The sequence below is a fragment of the Halalkalibacter oceani genome (assembly GCF_023715705.1).
In the GTDB taxonomy this organism is placed as follows: domain Bacteria; phylum Bacillota; class Bacilli; order Bacillales; family Bacillaceae_D; genus Halalkalibacter; species Halalkalibacter oceani_A.
In genome coordinates this window covers 31282-48488 of record NZ_JAMBOS010000031.1, presented here as the reverse complement: position 1 = coordinate 48488, position 17207 = coordinate 31282, and the positions used below count along the sequence as shown (strand labels likewise).

Annotated in this window: 16 protein-coding genes and 1 pseudogene; 5 read left to right on the top strand and 12 right to left on the bottom strand. The window is 47.5% G+C overall.

All coding sequences use genetic code 11. From position 1 onward, the window contains the following. Window positions 1-174: 174 nt before the first annotated feature. The 5 genes and pseudogenes from M3212_RS19425 to M3212_RS19405 form a co-directional block, all read right to left on the bottom strand. On the bottom strand, window positions 175-1773 hold the full coding sequence (locus M3212_RS19425) for an ABC transporter permease (RefSeq protein WP_251195610.1): 1599 nt from the start codon (window positions 1771-1773) through the stop codon (window positions 175-177). After that, window positions 1770-2663 carry an ABC transporter ATP-binding protein gene (locus M3212_RS19420; protein ID WP_251195609.1) on the bottom strand — a complete coding sequence of 298 codons (894 nt, stop codon included), beginning with the start codon at window positions 2661-2663 and terminating at the stop codon, window positions 1770-1772. Before M3212_RS19420 ends, M3212_RS19425 begins: the two co-directional genes overlap by 4 nt. A gap of 2 nt (window positions 2664-2665) precedes the next feature. Further along, window positions 2666-3301 (bottom strand): TetR/AcrR family transcriptional regulator, encoded by a 636-nt coding sequence (locus M3212_RS19415; protein ID WP_251195608.1) that lies wholly within the window; start codon window positions 3299-3301, stop codon window positions 2666-2668. A 482-nt stretch (window positions 3302-3783) separates the two neighbouring features. Further along, on the bottom strand, window positions 3784-4266 hold the full coding sequence (locus M3212_RS19410) for a YusW family protein (protein WP_251195613.1): 483 nt from the start codon (window positions 4264-4266) through the stop codon (window positions 3784-3786). A 257-nt stretch (window positions 4267-4523) separates the two neighbouring features. After that, window positions 4524-5517, bottom strand: a pseudogene (locus M3212_RS19405) (zinc-dependent alcohol dehydrogenase family protein). A 204-nt stretch (window positions 5518-5721) separates the two neighbouring features. Between M3212_RS19405 and M3212_RS22435 the strand changes: the two are divergent. From M3212_RS22435 to katG, 3 genes are all read left to right on the top strand, one after another. Next, window positions 5722-5766, top strand: a complete 45-nt coding sequence (locus tag M3212_RS22435; protein WP_156177705.1) for an erythromycin resistance leader peptide — start codon at window positions 5722-5724, stop codon at window positions 5764-5766. A gap of 453 nt (window positions 5767-6219) precedes the next feature. Then, complete coding sequence (gene erm, locus M3212_RS19400) at window positions 6220-7068, top strand: 23S ribosomal RNA methyltransferase Erm (protein WP_251195607.1); 849 nt, start codon at window positions 6220-6222, stop codon at window positions 7066-7068. A gap of 551 nt (window positions 7069-7619) precedes the next feature. Then, the gene (gene katG, locus M3212_RS19395; protein ID WP_251195606.1) at window positions 7620-9827 is read left to right on the top strand and encodes a catalase/peroxidase HPI; all 2208 of its coding nucleotides are present in this window, start codon (window positions 7620-7622) and stop codon (window positions 9825-9827) included. A gap of 212 nt (window positions 9828-10039) precedes the next feature. Here katG and M3212_RS19390 read toward each other — a convergent pair whose 3' ends face one another. The 7 genes from M3212_RS19390 to M3212_RS19360 form a co-directional block, all read right to left on the bottom strand. Beyond that, a complete protein-coding gene (locus tag M3212_RS19390) occupies window positions 10040-10435 on the bottom strand; it encodes a VOC family protein (RefSeq protein ID WP_251195605.1) in 396 nt (131 codons plus the stop codon). 147 nt (window positions 10436-10582) lie between these two features. Further along, complete coding sequence (locus M3212_RS19385) at window positions 10583-11437, bottom strand: M15 family metallopeptidase (RefSeq protein WP_251195604.1); 855 nt, start codon at window positions 11435-11437, stop codon at window positions 10583-10585. Window positions 11438-11519: 82 nt separating this feature from the next. Beyond that, window positions 11520-12629, bottom strand: coding sequence for a sensor histidine kinase (locus M3212_RS19380; protein WP_251195603.1), 1110 nt, complete (start codon window positions 12627-12629; stop codon window positions 11520-11522). Beyond that, on the bottom strand, window positions 12622-13317 hold the full coding sequence (locus M3212_RS19375; RefSeq protein WP_251195602.1) for a response regulator transcription factor: 696 nt from the start codon (window positions 13315-13317) through the stop codon (window positions 12622-12624). The genes M3212_RS19380 and M3212_RS19375 overlap by 8 nt, the downstream gene beginning before the upstream one ends. Before the next feature lie 243 nt (window positions 13318-13560). Further along, entirely contained in the window at window positions 13561-14724 is a 1164-nt protein-coding gene (gene solA / locus M3212_RS19370; protein WP_251195601.1) for an N-methyl-L-tryptophan oxidase, read from the bottom strand. Window positions 14725-14965: 241 nt separating this feature from the next. Continuing rightward, a complete protein-coding gene (locus M3212_RS19365; RefSeq protein ID WP_251195600.1) occupies window positions 14966-15316 on the bottom strand; it encodes a DUF4188 domain-containing protein in 351 nt (116 codons plus the stop codon). Further along, entirely contained in the window at window positions 15313-15837 is a 525-nt protein-coding gene (locus tag M3212_RS19360) for a PadR family transcriptional regulator (RefSeq protein WP_251195599.1), read from the bottom strand. Before M3212_RS19360 ends, M3212_RS19365 begins: the two co-directional genes overlap by 4 nt. A 135-nt stretch (window positions 15838-15972) precedes the next feature. Between M3212_RS19360 and M3212_RS19355 the strand changes: the two genes are divergently transcribed. Next, the gene (locus M3212_RS19355) at window positions 15973-16401 is read left to right on the top strand and encodes a VOC family protein (protein ID WP_251195598.1); all 429 of its coding nucleotides are present in this window, start codon (window positions 15973-15975) and stop codon (window positions 16399-16401) included. After that, window positions 16394-17200 (top strand): DNA alkylation repair protein, encoded by an 807-nt coding sequence (locus M3212_RS19350; RefSeq protein ID WP_251195597.1) that lies wholly within the window; start codon window positions 16394-16396, stop codon window positions 17198-17200. Before M3212_RS19355 ends, M3212_RS19350 begins: the two co-directional genes overlap by 8 nt. The last annotated feature ends 7 nt before the right edge of the window (window positions 17201-17207 follow it).

Below are 17207 nucleotides of genomic sequence, written 5' to 3'. Positions count from 1 at the left end.
CTCCTCCATTTGCTTGATATATTGGTTGGCGAACCACATATATCGTAGCATCACGAAGGAGTTTTTTTCATACCTCGCTGGAAGCTTTCCGGAACCCTAGGCCTAGCCTAGGGTTTTCTTTTTACAATAAAAAACCAGGGCCGCCAGCCAAAAACGGCACACCCTGGTTTGTACTTACCCTTGAATATCACGGCGCCTGTAGCCTAGGAAGGCGAGGGCGAATAGTACCGCTGCAACAAGAAGAAGCACTCCCGCAGAACCATAGTTGAATTCATCCTGCGGCAGCTGCGGCACATGACCAAACGGCGTCAGGCGCGCGAGCCAGTCCGGGAACTGAAACAGCCCGCCAAAATAGCTTACAATAAAGGAAAAGGCTAAATAGAGCCAGGCGAGGACACTTGCCCGTGGAAGAGCGCCGACAAGGAGCGCCCCAACACCTACCATGACAAACAGTGCCGGCACATAAGCAAGGGCCGCACCAATGAATTGCCCGATTGGAAGCTGCTCATCCATCACCGCCGCTCCTGTCAGTCCGAGCGCCAGCGCGGATATGACGACCATACAGATGCTGATGGCAAGGGCAAAGCCGGCATAGCTGCCAAGCTGGCGTCCGCGCGACACCGCTCTTGTCAGCACATGTTCATTGCGCTGTTTACGCTCTTCCGCTTTCAACTTAAAGATCACAAGCAAGGCCGGGATCACCGCCGCCAGCGCCAGTACCATTATAATCATGGAAATGAACTGCTCCGTCATGGACACGCCTTCTGCCGAGGCAAACATGTCGGCCATCATTTCATTTGACGAAAAAAACGTCTCCAGATCGCCGAGAACTGAGCCATAGGACGCACCTAACAAGGCCATCGCCACAAGCCAGGAAATCATTGCCGTCCGTTGCAGACGGATTGCCAGGGCAAGCGGGCCTTGCAGGAAAGCGGATGCCTCTTTTCTTCCGGCCCGCGCGGGCAAAAATCCGGCATCCAAATCACGCACCAGCTGAAGGCGCAGAGCGATAACAAAAAGCAGAACGGCAGCGGCAACCAATAGAAAGAGCGGACCCCACTCATTCTCCACATAGGTTTTCGTTCTGACTGCCCAGCCGAGTGGAGACAGCCAAGAGAGCGCCTCACTCGATACATCACCAATTGCCCGCAGGAAGTAGGCAAGACCGAGTGACGCAAAGGAGAGGCCGAGTGTTCCTCTCGCGCTCTCAGAGAGCTGGGCGAAAATCGCGGTCACTGTCGCGAAAAAAAGCCCTGTGCCGCCAAGGACGGCGCCATATAGCAAAGATCCCTGCAAATCAATGCTTTCAATGTCGAGCGCATACAGGCCGAAAGCCGTCAACAGCGCAAGAAGGAGATTCGCTCCTGTCATGACAATCAATGCCGCACTGAGCTGCGAAAGCTTGCCGAATGGCAGGGAACGCAGCATTTCCAGCCGACCGTCCTCTTCCGGCGCCCGCGTATGCCGCGTTGTGAGCAAAATGTTCATCACCGCGACAACGACCGCCGTCAGCAGTAGCATTTGATGTGCCATCATCGCCGCTTCCGTATAATGGTCAAGACCATAGCCCGGTCCGAGCATCGCCGTCATTGCCGGGTTATCCACCGTCAGCGCCATCGCCTGTCTTTCTTCATCTGACGCATACAGGCCCGTAAAAGAGGATGCTGTCGCCACACTCGCTGCGACAAGGCTCATCATCCAAATGAACAGGCGCAGACGATCCTGGCGGACAATAAAGCGGACCATCGCTGCTGTGTGGTGAAAAACCGTCATCTTTCAGCACCTCCTCCTTCATAGTGGCGCATAAATAAATCCTCCAATGTCGGCGGCGCACTTTCCAGCTTGACGATCCCATAGCCGCTAATATGCTTCATCACCAGCTCGAGTTCTTCTCCATCTACTTGAAGATGAACAGTTCCATCCTCCTCCCTGACATCATGAACTCCTTTCAGTCCCGTCAGCCCGGTAAGAGGCTCCTTCGTTTTAACCGTCAAATTCGTCCGCGTTAAATGGCGCAGCTCTTCCAATGTGCCCGTTTCAATCATTTCCCCTTCACGAATGATTCCGACACGATCACAAAGCCGCTCGACCTCCGACAAAATATGGCTGGAAAGAAGGATGCTCTTCCCCTGCGCTTTTTCCTGTGCAACACATTCCTGAAACACCCTCTCCATCAGCGGATCAAGCCCGGACGTCGGTTCATCCAAAATGAAGAGATCGGCCTCCGAGGAAAACGCCGAAATCAGCGCCACCTTTTGTCGGTTTCCCTTTGAATACGTCCGGCACTTTTTCGAAGGATCGAAGCTGAACAGCTCCATCAGCTCATCTTTTCTTTTTTGATTGTAGGAGCCGCGCATCCGGCCGAATAAATCTATTACTTCGCCCCCTGTTAAATTCGGCCACAAATGGACGTCTCCAGGTACATAGGCCAAGCGCTTATGAATCTCAACCGCCTCCTGCCAGACGTCCTTTCCAAAAATCTCAGCCCTTCCGCCTGACGCTTTTAACGCACCAAGCAAAATGCGGATTGTCGTTGATTTCCCTGCTCCATTCGGGCCGATAAACCCGTACACCTCGCCTTCCCGAACATCAATCGACACATCCTTTAATGCCGTGAAGCTGCCAAATTGTTTGGTTAATGATTGCGTAGCAAGTACACTCATGATCATTCCCCTTTCTTGTAAAAACAGGCTTTTAAAATATCGAGGTATTCGTAATAGTCTTGCCAATACGGCTCCATATCAATATCGGTCAGCTTCCTCCCTTTAAATTTCTCCATTAGCTCAATTCGGTACCCTTCCATCGACCAGCGGATCAAATCGAACGCTTTTTGCACATCAACATCATCGCGAAACTTCGTATGATCAATATTGTCGTTCATCACTTTCCCGAAAACCGCTTGCATGTTTTCGATTTTGCTTCTTAGCGGTTGCGGTAGCACTGGCTCCTCGAGATTCAGACCAACTGTCGCCATAAAGTTACCGAGTGTTTCATATTCGGCAAAGACTTCCCATTTCAGAATCGCCATTTTTTTCAACCGCTCGATAAAGTCGGTTTCCGTCAAATCAATTTTGTTCAAATAGTGTTCATCTAACACCCTAATCGCGTAATCGATCAAGTAATGATAAAGCGATTCTTTGTTCTCAAAATAATAAAAGAGCATACCCTTGCCGATCCCGGCAGCTTTCACGATCCGATTCGTCGATGCCTGTTCATAGCCATTCTCGGCAAACTCATGAAATGCCGCCTCCAAAATACGCTTTCGCTTCGTTTCCTCCAGCGCCTCAAAGCGTTCCAACAAAGGAATCCCTCCTTTCACAAACTTTAGACCACCCCGGTCGAATTCAGCATAACACGTTCGACCAGTGTGGTCAATTTGATTTTTTTTAGAAAAACATGCAGCGTCCTTTTTTAAAAGCGGCGTGTAGAATGATCCGAAATTTAGTATAAAAAACCAGGATGCATCAAAAGACACATCCTGTTCCTTAGCGTGACAGATCTCTTTTCCCCCTCGGTACTGCGGCACTATGAAAATGATCGATATTCAGAAAAATCCCAGCGCAACTCAGACACGCTCCAATTGGAATGTCACTGATTGCCATTTCATCCTCACCCACATATATCCCCAGCAGCACGTTAGACACTTTTTCTTCCCCCATTGCTCTTTTATGTTGAACCTTTTTCTACAGAGTAACACCGTCCCTTTTCAATTTTGGAGAAATGAAGGGGCACAGGAAAAGCCGCCGCCCTTATGAAATCGTGGCCGCGGCTCCAAAAACGAACTTAAAAATTCTGTTTAAAATCAAGCCTCTCTCCATCCTGATACTCGATCTCCAATGTAAACTGCTTCAGCTGATCCTGTGGCACCTCAAGAATGTCCAAAATATCACTTGTGATGCTTTCTGTCGTTCGTGCTTGATCAATGACGACCTGGCTTAAAATCGATTCAATTTCCTGCTGAGCCTCTTCTCCACTGATTTCACGCTTTTCGCCATTGTCTTCTTTTTCAACTTTCGCCCTTACCTCGCCATTAACTTCATAGTCATAGTCCCAGTCTCCGCCATCGACGAAATCGAGATCAAGATCAAACTCTTTTACGCCGCGTTCAGCCGCCACAGACCCGGCGGCGTCTCCGTCTTGATTTCCTTCATCAACGACCGGTTCCCCTCCCTGGAATGAGTCATCCACTGTCGACTGATTCGGCTCCTCATTTGCTCCACAACCGATTAACACAAGAATGCCAAGCAGACTGACGAAATACTTCATCTTCAAAGCTGTTCACTCCCTTGATCATTTGATGAAAATCTGTACAGAAAAGCAAGTTTTTGGCGAACCCTCTCTGAACGATATTTTGCGCTGATCCCGCCAATTCTATCCTTGTTTGTTTCTTATTCCCCGATCTGCTTTTCTTACACATCTTCATTCGCTCCTGACTTTCCCAGCCTCCATTTCTCATCCTGTGTTACTCCGGGACGTTTTCTAAAAACGGGGAGAGCATATTGCCGGACAATCACGCCCCCACCTTACTCGCTCGTTAAAAACACTTTCCCATTGACGCCGGAAAACGTTTCAACGGCAGCGACTGCTTTTTTTACTTCGATTAAGTCGTATTGCTGAACCGCCTCCATCAGCCGTACTTGCTGGCTTTCGATCAGCCTGATCAACTGCTGAAACGTTTCCTGCCATTTCGCAGCAGAAACGTCCTTGTTCCAATGCCGCAAATGAAACAGGTTGGCTTGGACTCCCGCTTGTTTGACGATCTCTTCCCAATTCACCTGTTTCCCCGATAGCAGACCTATCGATAAAAACATTCCTCTCGGCCGGACCCCCATAAGCCAGCTCATTGCCAGCTGCGCCGCCAACCGAATCAATGGCCGCATGAACACCGCGGCCATCGGTCAATTCCCACATTGCTTCCGCTATATTCTGCTCAGCTGCATGAATTACAGCGGAGGCTCCAAGCTGAAGCAGTTGCTCCGTATGCCGATCATCTCGCGTCACAGCAATCAGTCGAAAGCCCAACACACGAGCCAATTGCGCAAAAAGACGCCCAATCGCCGAGCCACAGGCATTGACCGCCAGCACATCACCGAAACTGAGATTCAATACTTCGGTACACACAACCCAGGCTGTAACAGGGTTTATATACATTTGCGCCGCCGTGAAATGATCAATCCGGTCAGGAACAGGCACCGCCCATTTCCCTTGCGTCTTGACGTACTCCTGCCACGTTCCTTCTCCCCGTAACGGCAACACGCGCGTTCCAACGAGGTGATGCGGAGCAAGCGGTCCCGCCTGCTCGACAATACCGACCCCTTCATACCCAGGAATATGAGGTAAAGAAATACGATGAGCATAAGAACCGCTAACCGGTATCAAATCAGACGGATTAATCGGCCGGGCCAGCATCCTTACAAGAATCTCGTCATCCTGCGGTGGCTCCACTTTTTTCTGTTCCACCCTCAGAACCTCCTGAGGGCTGCCGAAATCACGACAAATAATACAGTTTGCCTCCAAACTAAAACCCCTCCTTTATTCCTGTTTGAAGCAGCCATTTATTCCTTTCTTATCCTTCAAAAATGACCACTCTTCTGCTTTTAGCCAAAAAGCGCCGAACCTGTTCAATAAAACGGCTGAATTTTCCTTTGACAACCGCACAGGCACCCCTTACAATAAGCAACGTACGAACTATTATTTAACAGTAAGGAGGATTATGAAAAAGTGACACATTCAATGAGACTACGTTTCCCAACTTTGAACCGGTAATTTAATACGTTCAAAGGCTCTGTTTGTGCTAACAGAGTAAATGGGATAAGTCTGTCCTTTTTCAATAATCTTCATTGTTTATAGAAAGAATAGGAATCAGTGAACCTTCTGGTGGCTGTTCGCAATGTGAGGAAAGGTAGATTTTTTCTGCCTTTCTTTTTTATTGTACCTTGAATAAGAGATGCATTTGGTTTCCACTCACCTGGAAAGCGATTGCAGCTCTTGTCTTTGATGTGCAACGAAATCCGGATCGATCTTTTCCCTTTTGCTCTTTCGTCACAGGCAGCAGCCTGTGATTTTTTTTAATCATTCAGGGTGGGGCGGCGGCTTCGCGCGTTACTCGGATGGCTGAAAAAAGCCTGTTCTCAGCCATCCTTAAACCATTGTAACGGCTCCGCACGCCGCTTCTAAGAAAAGCCGCTACGCGTTTTTCTTAAGAAAGGGAGATCCAACATGACCTGCAATAAATATTCAAAGACGAAAAAGATCAACAATCAAAAAGAGCCGAACTTTCCCGGCCAACATTTTATGCACAATCGAAAGCTGATCGAGGAAATTATCGCTCATGCTACCATCGCTTCGCACGAGACCGTGCTTGATCTGGGCGCTGGCAAGGGCGCACTGACGACCGTTCTCACTTCAAGAGCACAGCGCGTGCTGGCCGTTGAATTTGACCAGAAATTAGTGGACTATTTGCGGCGGAAAATGACGCCACATCCGAATGTGAAGGTCATTCATCACGATATTCTTACGATGCCGATGCCGAAGCAGCCTTTTGTCGTCGTGTCCAATATTCCTTACTCTATCACAACGCCGATTATGAAACGGTTACTCGATCATCCGGCCGGTCCTTTTCAACGCGGGGTCATCGTGATGGAGAAGGGTGCGGCGAAGCGCTTCACCTCCCACTTCATTAAGGACGCCTATGTGATTGCCTGGCGGATGTTCTTTGATATCCGCTATGTAAAAGACATTTCGCGAAAGAACTTTTCGCCACCACCAAAAGTCGATTCGGCTTTGATCACGATCAAGCGGAAAAAGACGCCATTGATTCCGCCGGCCAAATACTTGGCCTTTAGAGGCCTGGCCGATTACGCGCTCCACAAGCCGGGACTTCCCGTCAATTTGGCGCTGCAAGGCATTTTCACTCCGCCGCAGCTGAAGCATCTTCGGCGCCGGCTCGCTCTAAAAACGGAGACGCCGATCTCGACATTGTCCGAACAGCAATGGGCACTCCTTTTTGAAGCAATGCTCCAGCATGTGCCAGCGTTTCGCTGGCCGAAGTGGAAAAAGAGAAAATAAGCTTGTCTGATAGAATGGTCGTTTGGAGGGCATGACCGCTCTTCTCTCTTCTTCTTGAAGCTTTTTCGCAATACGTGGTGATGGCTACGATTTATGGTGGCTTGGTGACCTGCTCCTTAGTACTGAAACCTCGCAATTGCTTTTTGCGAGGTTTTTTCTTTCATTTATTGATTTTTTCAATCATCTCATCATAGTAGTAGAATAATGGACGCTTGACTACGCTAATTGATTTTCAATTAAGGACAGCTTATTCGTTTCCCTTTCTCATTTCGACAACTTTTTTATCAATTATGTCGAAAACGGATTTATCGCCATTCACAAAAAGTTCATAGTCGTCAGTCAGCGTGAAAGTACCAGTTAACAAAGGATTCCACCACTCTATCAAATGAAAATTTTCAGGATTGAGATTTTATCCTTTTCATTTCAGGAATAATTTATTATAATTATAATATGAGAATGATTATTGGTATCTAGTTAGTATATTTTCTTACTGCTAGAAAGATAATCTTTCTATATTAATTCTTATTTAAAACAGGGAGGAGAAATTGTTTATGGAAAACAACGGAAATATCGAAAAATGCCCTTTCCACGGCAGCGCTACAAGCAACAAGTCCCGCGGCACAACAAATAAAGATTGGTGGCCAAACGCGTTAAACTTAAATATTCTTCAACAGCATGATACAAAGTCAAATCCGATGGATGACGATTTTGATTACACAGAGGAGTTCCAGAAGCTCGATTACTTTGCTCTTAAGAAAGATCTTGAGGAACTAATGACGAACAGCCAGGATTGGTGGCCTGCTGACTACGGACATTACGGTCCATTCTTTATTCGTATGTCCTGGCATGCTGCTGGTACGTACCGGACAGGCGACGGCCGTGGAGGCGGCGGAACCGGTGCGCAGCGCTTTGCTCCATTAAACAGCTGGCCTGACAACGGCAACCTTGATAAAGCTCGCCGTCTTCTATGGCCAATTAAGCAAAAGTACGGTAACAAGATCTCATGGGCTGACTTACTTGTCCTTGCAGGTAATGTTGCCATTGAATCAATGGGCGGAAAAACAATCGGTTTCGGTGCAGGACGTCCTGACATCTGGCATCCAGAAGAAGACGTCAACTGGGGTTCTGAAACAGAATGGCTCGCTGACAAACGTTACTCCGGTGACCGCGAGCTGGAAAATCCATTAGCCGCTGTCCAAATGGGTCTGATCTATGTAAATCCAGAAGGACCTAACGGAAAACCAGATCCGTTGGCAAGTGCGAAAGATATTCGCGAAACATTCGCTCGTATGGGAATGAATGATGAAGAAACAGTTGCCCTGATCGCCGGTGGTCATACATTCGGTAAGGCACACGGTGCAGGAGACGCGGCACATGTCGGTGCAGAACCAGAAGCAGCATCGATTGAAGCTCAAGGCTTTGGTTGGTTAAGCACACATGGTAGCGGTAAAGGCCGCGACACGATCACCAGTGGACTTGAAGGTTCTTGGACGGCTAACCCTACGCAATGGGATAATGGTTACTTTGACCTGCTATTCAAATACGAATGGTGGCTCACAAAGAGTCCGGCGGGTGCTTATCAATGGCTTGCGGTAGATCCAGATGAACAAGATCTCGCACCGGATGCCGAAGATCCTTCTGTTAAAGTACCAACAGTAATGTTTACGACGGATATGGCATTGCGCTACGATCCTGAATACGAAAAAATTTCACGTCGTTTCCATGCCAACCCGGACGAATTTGCAGATGCATTTGCCCGTGCCTGGTTTAAACTTCTTCACCGTGATATGGGTCCTCGCGCCCGCTACCTTGGACCGGAAGTTCCGGAAGAAGAGTTTATCTGGCAGGATCCGATTCCAACTGTTGATTATGAATTAACTGATGCTGAAATCGAAGAGCTTAAAGGAAAAATCCTGACTTCAGGTCTTAGCGTAAGCGAGCTTGTCACAACAGCCTGGGCTTCCGCCAGCACATTCCGCGGCTCCGATATGCGCGGTGGCGCCAATGGAGCACGCATCCGTCTTGCTCCACAAAAGGATTGGGAAGTGAACCAGCCTGAGCAGCTTGCAAAAGTGCTTTCGGTTCTTGAAGATATTCAAAACGGACTTGATAAAAAAGTCAGCCTCGCTGATTTAATTGTACTAGGTGGTAGCGCCGCCGTCGAAAAAGCTGCTCAGGATGCCGGCTTCGATGTAACAGTTCCGTTCACTCCTGGACGTGGCGATGCGACAGAAGAACAAACAGATGCAGAGAGCTTCGATGTACTTGAGCCTTACGCTGACGGATTCCGCAACTATTTGAAGAAGCAGTACAGCGTAAGCCCGGAAGAGCTTCTCGTCGACAAGGCACAGCTTTTAACGCTTACTGCACCGGAAATGACCGTTCTTATCGGTGGTATGCGTGTTCTTGGTACAAACTATGGCGGTACTCAGCACGGTGTCTTCACTGATCGTGTCGGCGCTCTCACAAACGATTTCTTTGTGAACCTGCTTGACATGGGTATCGAGTGGAAGCCGGTTGACCACAACCTGTATGAAGGACGCGACCGTCAAACAGGTGAGGTTGTTCGTACGGCAACGAGATTCGATCTCGTCTTCGGTTCAAATTCTGTCCTTCGTTCCCTTGCAGAAGTTTATGCACAGGACGACAACAAAGAGAAGTTTGTCCGTGACTTCATCGCTGCTTGGGTGAAAGTAATGAATGCTGACCGTTTTGACATTAAAACAACATCTTCTGACGCGAAGAAAGTATTAAGCTAATTCAAATCCTCGCTTTTTAGGAAGCGGAGAAAACAAAACAACCAGCGCGCACCAATTGAAAATCGGTGAGCGCTGGTTGATTTTTTATATGACGAGAGTTTGGTAGTCCCGTAAGCGCAACTGTATAGGTTTGATCCCAAGTTGTCGAATGTGCTAATCGGAAACTCATCATTAGGAGAACCAACATGATCCCCCTTTTCTTCCGCTAACCCTTATTCGCTTTTCCAAGCTGTTATTTCCCAAACATGCCCATCAGGGTCCTTAAAGGAACCGCTGTAGCCCCATTCATTTGCAGTCCCCTGCTTAAAAATCTTTCCTTCTTCTTTTTCAGCCTTTATCAGAATATCATCGACTTCTGCTTCCGTATCAGCAGTATGGCTCAGAATAAGCGTCGATGGCCCGGCATCTTCAAGCTTTTGTCCCGTCATTTCAGCAAATGCCGCGCGTTCCACTAACACGAGAGAGAGCCCTCCCTCGAGAAAGAAAGCAAGATGATCATCACCAGCTGAAATTTGATCCTCTGCTAGCTCAAACATCTCCCGATAAAATCTTTCAGCTCTTTCCAGGCTTTTGACCGGAATAGAAATAATCGCAACAGTTGGTTTCATATGATTCTCCTCGCTCCAGCATCCGTCGTACTGCCTTTATCATCACCCAATCTAACAAAGAAATGTACATGTCGCCTCCACGATAGGCCATCCCACTAATAATGAACTCACCACTCTTTAGTTTTCAACCTGACTAAATCGCGGCATCTATTCAAACACCGTCACAATCACACCGTCACTGTTGTCCCCTGACAGCTCATACTCGTGATTTTCCGGCACCGGAATGGTCATCCCTTCTGAAAAAGGATAATAAGCAACGGTATAGCTTTCGCCGTTAACCGTAATGGAAATCTTCTCTTCTTCTTTTAAATAAGCTAAATATTCTTCCAACACAAAGTTCTTTTCCTTCATCACCGCGCTATGAGGTAAGCCGACATAGCGGATATGCCACGGCTCATATTCAATGCCGGTAATCTCTGTTTTATCCTTTGGATAGCGTAAAATAAAGCCGTATTTCCAAGCGTTTTTCTCTATCCATATTCCTTCATCGGCCTCATACATCGTCGTCTCGGTCGAACCTACATCAAGCGCCACTCCGACATTATGCTCACTATAGCCTGCTGGCAGCGCATAGTCGGCTCCCATCGTTTGATAAAGCTCACCTTGTTCCTCAAAATCACGAAAGCCGCTGTTTATGACAAAATGCTGCACCCCGTCCTGCTCCGCGGCAGCGACCATCTCAGAAAAAGCGAGTGCCACCTCTGTTGATAAATAGATGCCGCTATTTAACAGGGTATAGCCTTTTGTCAATTCAGGCGCCTCATATAAATTGACGATATCAGACCTTACACCCTCCTGATGAACAGGGTATTCCGCGTTTACCAAAATCAGATTTCCCTGATAGAGTTGTTCTTTTCTAATCTCTTTTTGCTCCACCCTTTCGGAAGCCTCTTGTTCGTATTGCTGAATCTCCACTTCATGCTGGTGCAAAAATGGCACCCGCTCAACAATGACAAAAACGAGACAGCCAGTTAATAGTAATAAAAATCCCCACTTTTTCATTTTCGGTTCCCCCTACATCACAACTGACTATAGCGTAGACAAAACCTTTTAAATAAAAAGCAGGGAAAAGCTTAAATTTTTCTTAAATCTGTTCGTTCGCCCCCTCCTGTGGCAGACGCACTTCAAACATCGTCCGGATGACGCTGCTTTCGGCGGTAATCGTTCCACTATGCTGCTCGACGATATTTTTTGCGATGAACAGGCCAAGTCCGGTACTGGCCGCCTGATGGCTACGAGCCTTGTCGCCGGTATAAAACATCTCAAACAAATGCGGAAGCTCCTCCTCGGCGATAAGGCCGCCATAATTGATCACTTGAACGACGATTTCCCCGGCCTCGGAAAAGCCATGAATATCAATATACTGACCATCAGAGCCATAGCGATTGGCATTGACCAGCAGGTTTTCAAATACGCGCGCCAGCAGGTCTCCATCACCGAAGACCGCTAATTGTGGCTCCATATTCATTCGGGCGCTCACTTTACTCTTCTCGAAAACAGGATACATTTCCTCTATTAATTGATGAAGCAGCTCACTGAGATTTATCGTTCTTTTTTCAAGTGGCAGCATCCCGTAATTCATTCGCGTCACTTCAAACAGTTCTTCGATCAGCCTCTCCAAGCGCTGGGATTTTGTATAGGCAATCGTTAAAAAATGCCTGACCTGCTCCTCCGTTAACTTGTTATCCTTCAAAATTAAATCAATATAGCCTATTACGGAGGTGAGCGGCGTCCGCAGATCATGGGCGAGATTGACGACGAGCTGATCCTTGCTGCTTTCAGAAAACTCCCCTCTCTCAATCGCCTGCTGTAATTGCTCGCTCGCCAGATTAATGTCGCGGGCAATCTCGCCGAACTCATCCTTCGAACGGACTTGAACGCGATGAGTAAAGTCACCGCGGGCGAGAAAATGAATGCCGTTGGAGATCTCCTTGAAATAGGTAGAATACCTCTTGCTCAGGATAAAGAAAAACAGAATTGAAAGCGGAATAAAAATCAGCAAAAAGAAGTTAACATCACCAACCGATCTGATAAAGGAACGAAGTCGGGTCAACTGATCCTCGTAATCGACGACCGTATAATAGTAAAATTGCAGACCTTTATAAATAATATATGTCGTAACACCCGCAAGCAGCATGCTTATCCCAAACAAGAGAATCATCTTTGAACGAAAACTGCGCAGCATTTTACCCATTGAACGTATACCCAACTCCCCAGACAGTTTTAATCCATTTGTTTTTTCTTGTATCTTCCTTCAGCTTTTTCCGCAGCGTCCGAATATGAACCATCACTGTATTATCACGTTCAAAATACGCCTCACCCCATACATGCTGAAAGATATTCTCCACACTATATACTTTCTTCGGATGGCTCGCCAGCAAGTACAAAATATCAAATTCCTTCGGTGTCAGCTCAATCCGTTCATCATAAAGCAGAACTGTACGTTGTTCTGGAGAAATAACCAACCCTCCATATTCCAGACCCGCCTGCTGCTCAGGCTGTTGCTGATTTAATTTCGTAAAACGCCGCAGCTGGGCATTTACCCGCGCGACCAATTCAATCGGAGCAAACGGCTTTGTCATATAGTCATCGGCACCGATCACCAACCCGTGTACCTTATTAAAATCAGATGTCTTGGCGCTCAGAAAAATAATCGGCATATTATGCCGCTCACGAACGAGTTGGGTGACTTCATATCCGTCCAACTTCGGCATCATAATATCGAGAATCAGCAGATCGACCGGCTGTGCTTCAATCGCATCAACAGCCTCCTGCCCATCCACCGCTTTAATGACCTTGTATCCTTCCTTCTCTAAATGAATCGCAACGAGTTCACCAATCTCTTCATCATCATCCGCGACCAAAACCGTTATCGGCTTCATCGTTATCCCTCCCGACTCCTGTTTCCATTCATTTTAGTTTATTTTCTATGATTTCCAGGAAGAGTTCAATCCAGATCGGCAACATGAAGGAAATGTCCTGATTTCACAATAGATTGAGACGGAATCAGGATTTACTTATTTTGCCCTTCTACTACCTTTTTCTACCTGCCCTCTCCTTTTTTGCAAAATAAAATAAAAAAGACGGGGTTAACTGAACGCCCCGTTTTAACAACACCTTTTCTCCTACTCTTTCGCAAATCGCTCAAGTCCGAGAAAAGCAATATCTCGCTTCGTCCTGCCCTCGATCGCCAGCTCACGCAAAATGTCGCCAATAACGCTGGCGAATTTGAAACCGTGGCCGGAAAAGCCGGCGGCCATGATGACACGCTCCGTTCCCGGCGCCGTATCGATGATGAAATGATGATCCGGCGTATTGGAAAACATACATATCCCCTTATTCAGCAACTTCCCTTCCGCCTGCGGCATGAAATTCGCCAAAAAGCTTCGCAAGTCCCGTTCATCCTTTTCTTCATAAAACGCCCGGTCAATCGTATCCGGATCGGTTTCATCTCCCAAATCCATCCGCCCGACCTTCACTCCGCTGCCGTCCATATCCGGAAACCCGTAATAACACTCATCGTCCGGCAGATCGACGACAAAGCATGGGAAATGATCACGGTAGATGGTCCCCTCTGTCTCAAACCAGCCTACCGCTTTCCGCACGACTTCAATCGGCAGCGCGAGCTCCGGCAAAAGCTTCGCACTCCACGCCCCGGCCGTAACGATCGCTTTGCGCCCTCTGAACAGCCGGCCGCTAGCCTTGATATGAACAGCATCACCCTGCTCCTCAATCGCTTCCACCCGCGTGTTTTCATGAATCGTCGCGCCATGCCGCATCGCGGCTTCCTTATAAGCCAGGACACAGGCTTCGCTTAACAAAAAGCCGGATACCGGGTCAAAGCATCCTTTGAAATCAGCCGGCAGATGAAAGCCCGGCCAACGCCGTTCAATCTCCTCAGCAGTCAACACTTCATGCTCCAGCCGATGCTCACGCGAGCTTTCAATCGTTTCCCGCACAAAGCCGGAATCCCGATACCCAATCGACAAGGCACCGACTTGCTGAAACAGCGTCCGACCTGTCTCTTTCTCAAGCTCTTTCCAAAGCGCCAGCGCTTCCTTTAAAAGCGGTACATATTGCCCTCCGTCTCCATAGCCCATTCTGAAAATACGCGTTTCCCCGTGATGACTGCCAATGTTGTTTGGAATCGTCGATTGCTCAAGCACCAGCACCTTTTTTCCGCTCTTTGCCACATAATAGGCAGCCGCGATCCCCATCGAGCCTCCGCCAATGATGATGACATCATAGTATGCTTCCATTGCTGCTCCCCCATTTTCGCTTAATCTCATGTTCTGTCCTTCCATGATACTACGAAAGAGAGCATAATTCTGCATAAGAAAAGAAGCAATTTAAATGACTGATCCAAAGAAAAGCTGATGAAAAAGGACGATTTTCACTTTTTCATCAGCTTCGATCGGAAGTCAGCTTCCTTTCTTCATCCTGTCTTTCAGTGTCGAAGAAGAGGACACCTCCAGTGGAGACAAAGCACGCGACAAGCCGAGCGGCCGGGCGATATTGGCATAAATTGCTTCATAGCTGCCCGCCTTGATAGCATATTTCATGAAACACACCGACCGCCTTTGTTTTTGCCGCCTTTTGATAAAAATGAGTCCATGCCTTTAAATGTGTCTGTCCATGAGCATAGGCATGAAGGCTCTCGATGTCCTCCCAATACTGGGTAAAGACAATCGTTCGACCGCCCCATGCTGCATTATGGGAAAGAAAACCATTATCCTTTTCTGCGTAAAGCTCTTTCATCATCGGTGGCATCGCGGTAAATACCGGCCACCACGCCTTAATATTCCACCATTGCTGAATCCGCATGCCAATGATAAACAGTACAATATCGCGATCATTTGGAGCCGTATAACGTTTATTCACTTTATCCTCTCCTTTGTTTTTTTACACCAGCTTAATTCGGCCTTTGCAATCTCCTTGCCATAATCAAGCGTATACAGCCAAAACTCCGCGTCCGGGTGGTCGCGGATGTCCTTTTCAATTTGCTCATACACAGTCAGCTTCAACTGCAGCAGACGCTCATGTTCTTCTACGTGCTGAAACGCCTGCTCGCGGCTCATTTCCTTGCCAAAGAACAGTTTAACAAGCAGCTCGCTTTTATGCAGTCCCGTCTCCTGCACCGGCACAGTGAGCCATTCCTGAAGCTTCTTTTTTCCGTTTTCTGTAATCGTGTATTCCTTGCGCTCCGGCTCCCCTTCCTTATTTATGGCCACTTGGACGGCATAGCCTTCTTCAACAAGTGCCTTCAAAGCCGGATAAATCTGACCGTAGCTCATTTTCCAAAAATGACTGAAGCTGACATCAATCAGCTTTTTTATCTCATAGCCGGTTCGGCAGCCCGTCGTCAAAATCCCTAAAATAATCCACTTCGTTTCGACCTTCATTCGCGCCTCCATATCTTTAAGATATATCTTAAAGATATATACAAAGAGAGCGGCTGTCAACCCTTTATAAAACCCTTTTACATACATACTGTATGTATGTTAAGATGAACTCAACTTAGAGAAGGAGTGAGCAAAATGAAATGGAACAGCTTTTATCCTGTCATTATGACCGACCGCCTTACCGAAACGAGTCAGTTCTATCAGTCTTTATTTGGCTTTTCCGTTGTTTTTGAAGCCGATTGGTATGTAAGCTTGAAAAAGGAAGAGACAGGCGATGAGTTGGCCGTTTTGGATCAAACGCACGAGACGATCCCCCAAGCTTTTGGCAAGCCAGTACAAGGAATGATTCTGAATGTTGAAGTCGATGACGTTGATCAGCTTTACCAGACATTCATTAACGAACAGCATTTGCCGTTGCATCTGGATATTCGCGATGAACCATTTGGTCAACGCCATTTTATTACCAGTGATCCGAATGGCATTCTTATCGATGTCATCACCGTCATTCCCCCTGACTCGTCATTCCAGGCGCAATATGAAGAGCAAGTGTGGAAGGATGAATAATGGGGCCGCGTACACTCCTTTAAAATTCTATTTCGATCAGCGGCTCGCTGAACGGCTATCATGTTTAATCGAGCGGCACGATTCACATTTCAACTCAAAATCATTCATTGCCAATGTCGCGAAGAATGTTGAAGACAAAGAGCTGAAGGCGCGGGTCGACGTCATCACAACCGAGTTGCAGAGCCACTTGCCCGCCGACTATGAACGCGCCCTGTCGATCCTGCTCCAAATTTTAGGACCGGAAAACGAAACCGAAGAGGGCATGTTTACAAACGGCTACTTTTTAATGCCTGTTGCGTATTTTGTAGAAAAATACGGTCTTCACCATTTTCATGCTTCCATGCTTGCTCTAATGGAGATCACCAAGCGTCATACGTCCGAATATGCGATCCGTCCATATCTTGAATTGGACACTGACCGTGCTATCGCGTATCTTCAAAGTTGGATCACCGATGCGAACCCACATGTCAGACGGCTCGTTAGTGAAGGGACACGCCCTCGCCTGCCTTGGGCCAAAAGAATAGCGCCGCTTCAAAACGATCCCGGCTATAATCTGCACTTATTGGAACATCTGCTTGATGACCCTTCTGCCTATGTGCAAAAGTCTGTCGCCAATCATATCAATGATGTATCGAAGGAACATCCGCAATTGGTAATCAACTGGCTCGAAACATGCCTAGCTGATCGCCGACGGATCAATGAGCGGATCATCAAGCATGGATTAAGAACTTTGATCAAGCGGGAAGAAAACAAAGCCGTCCAACTCCTTGCGCGAGTGAACGGTTTTGTCAAACAGTGAAAAGAGG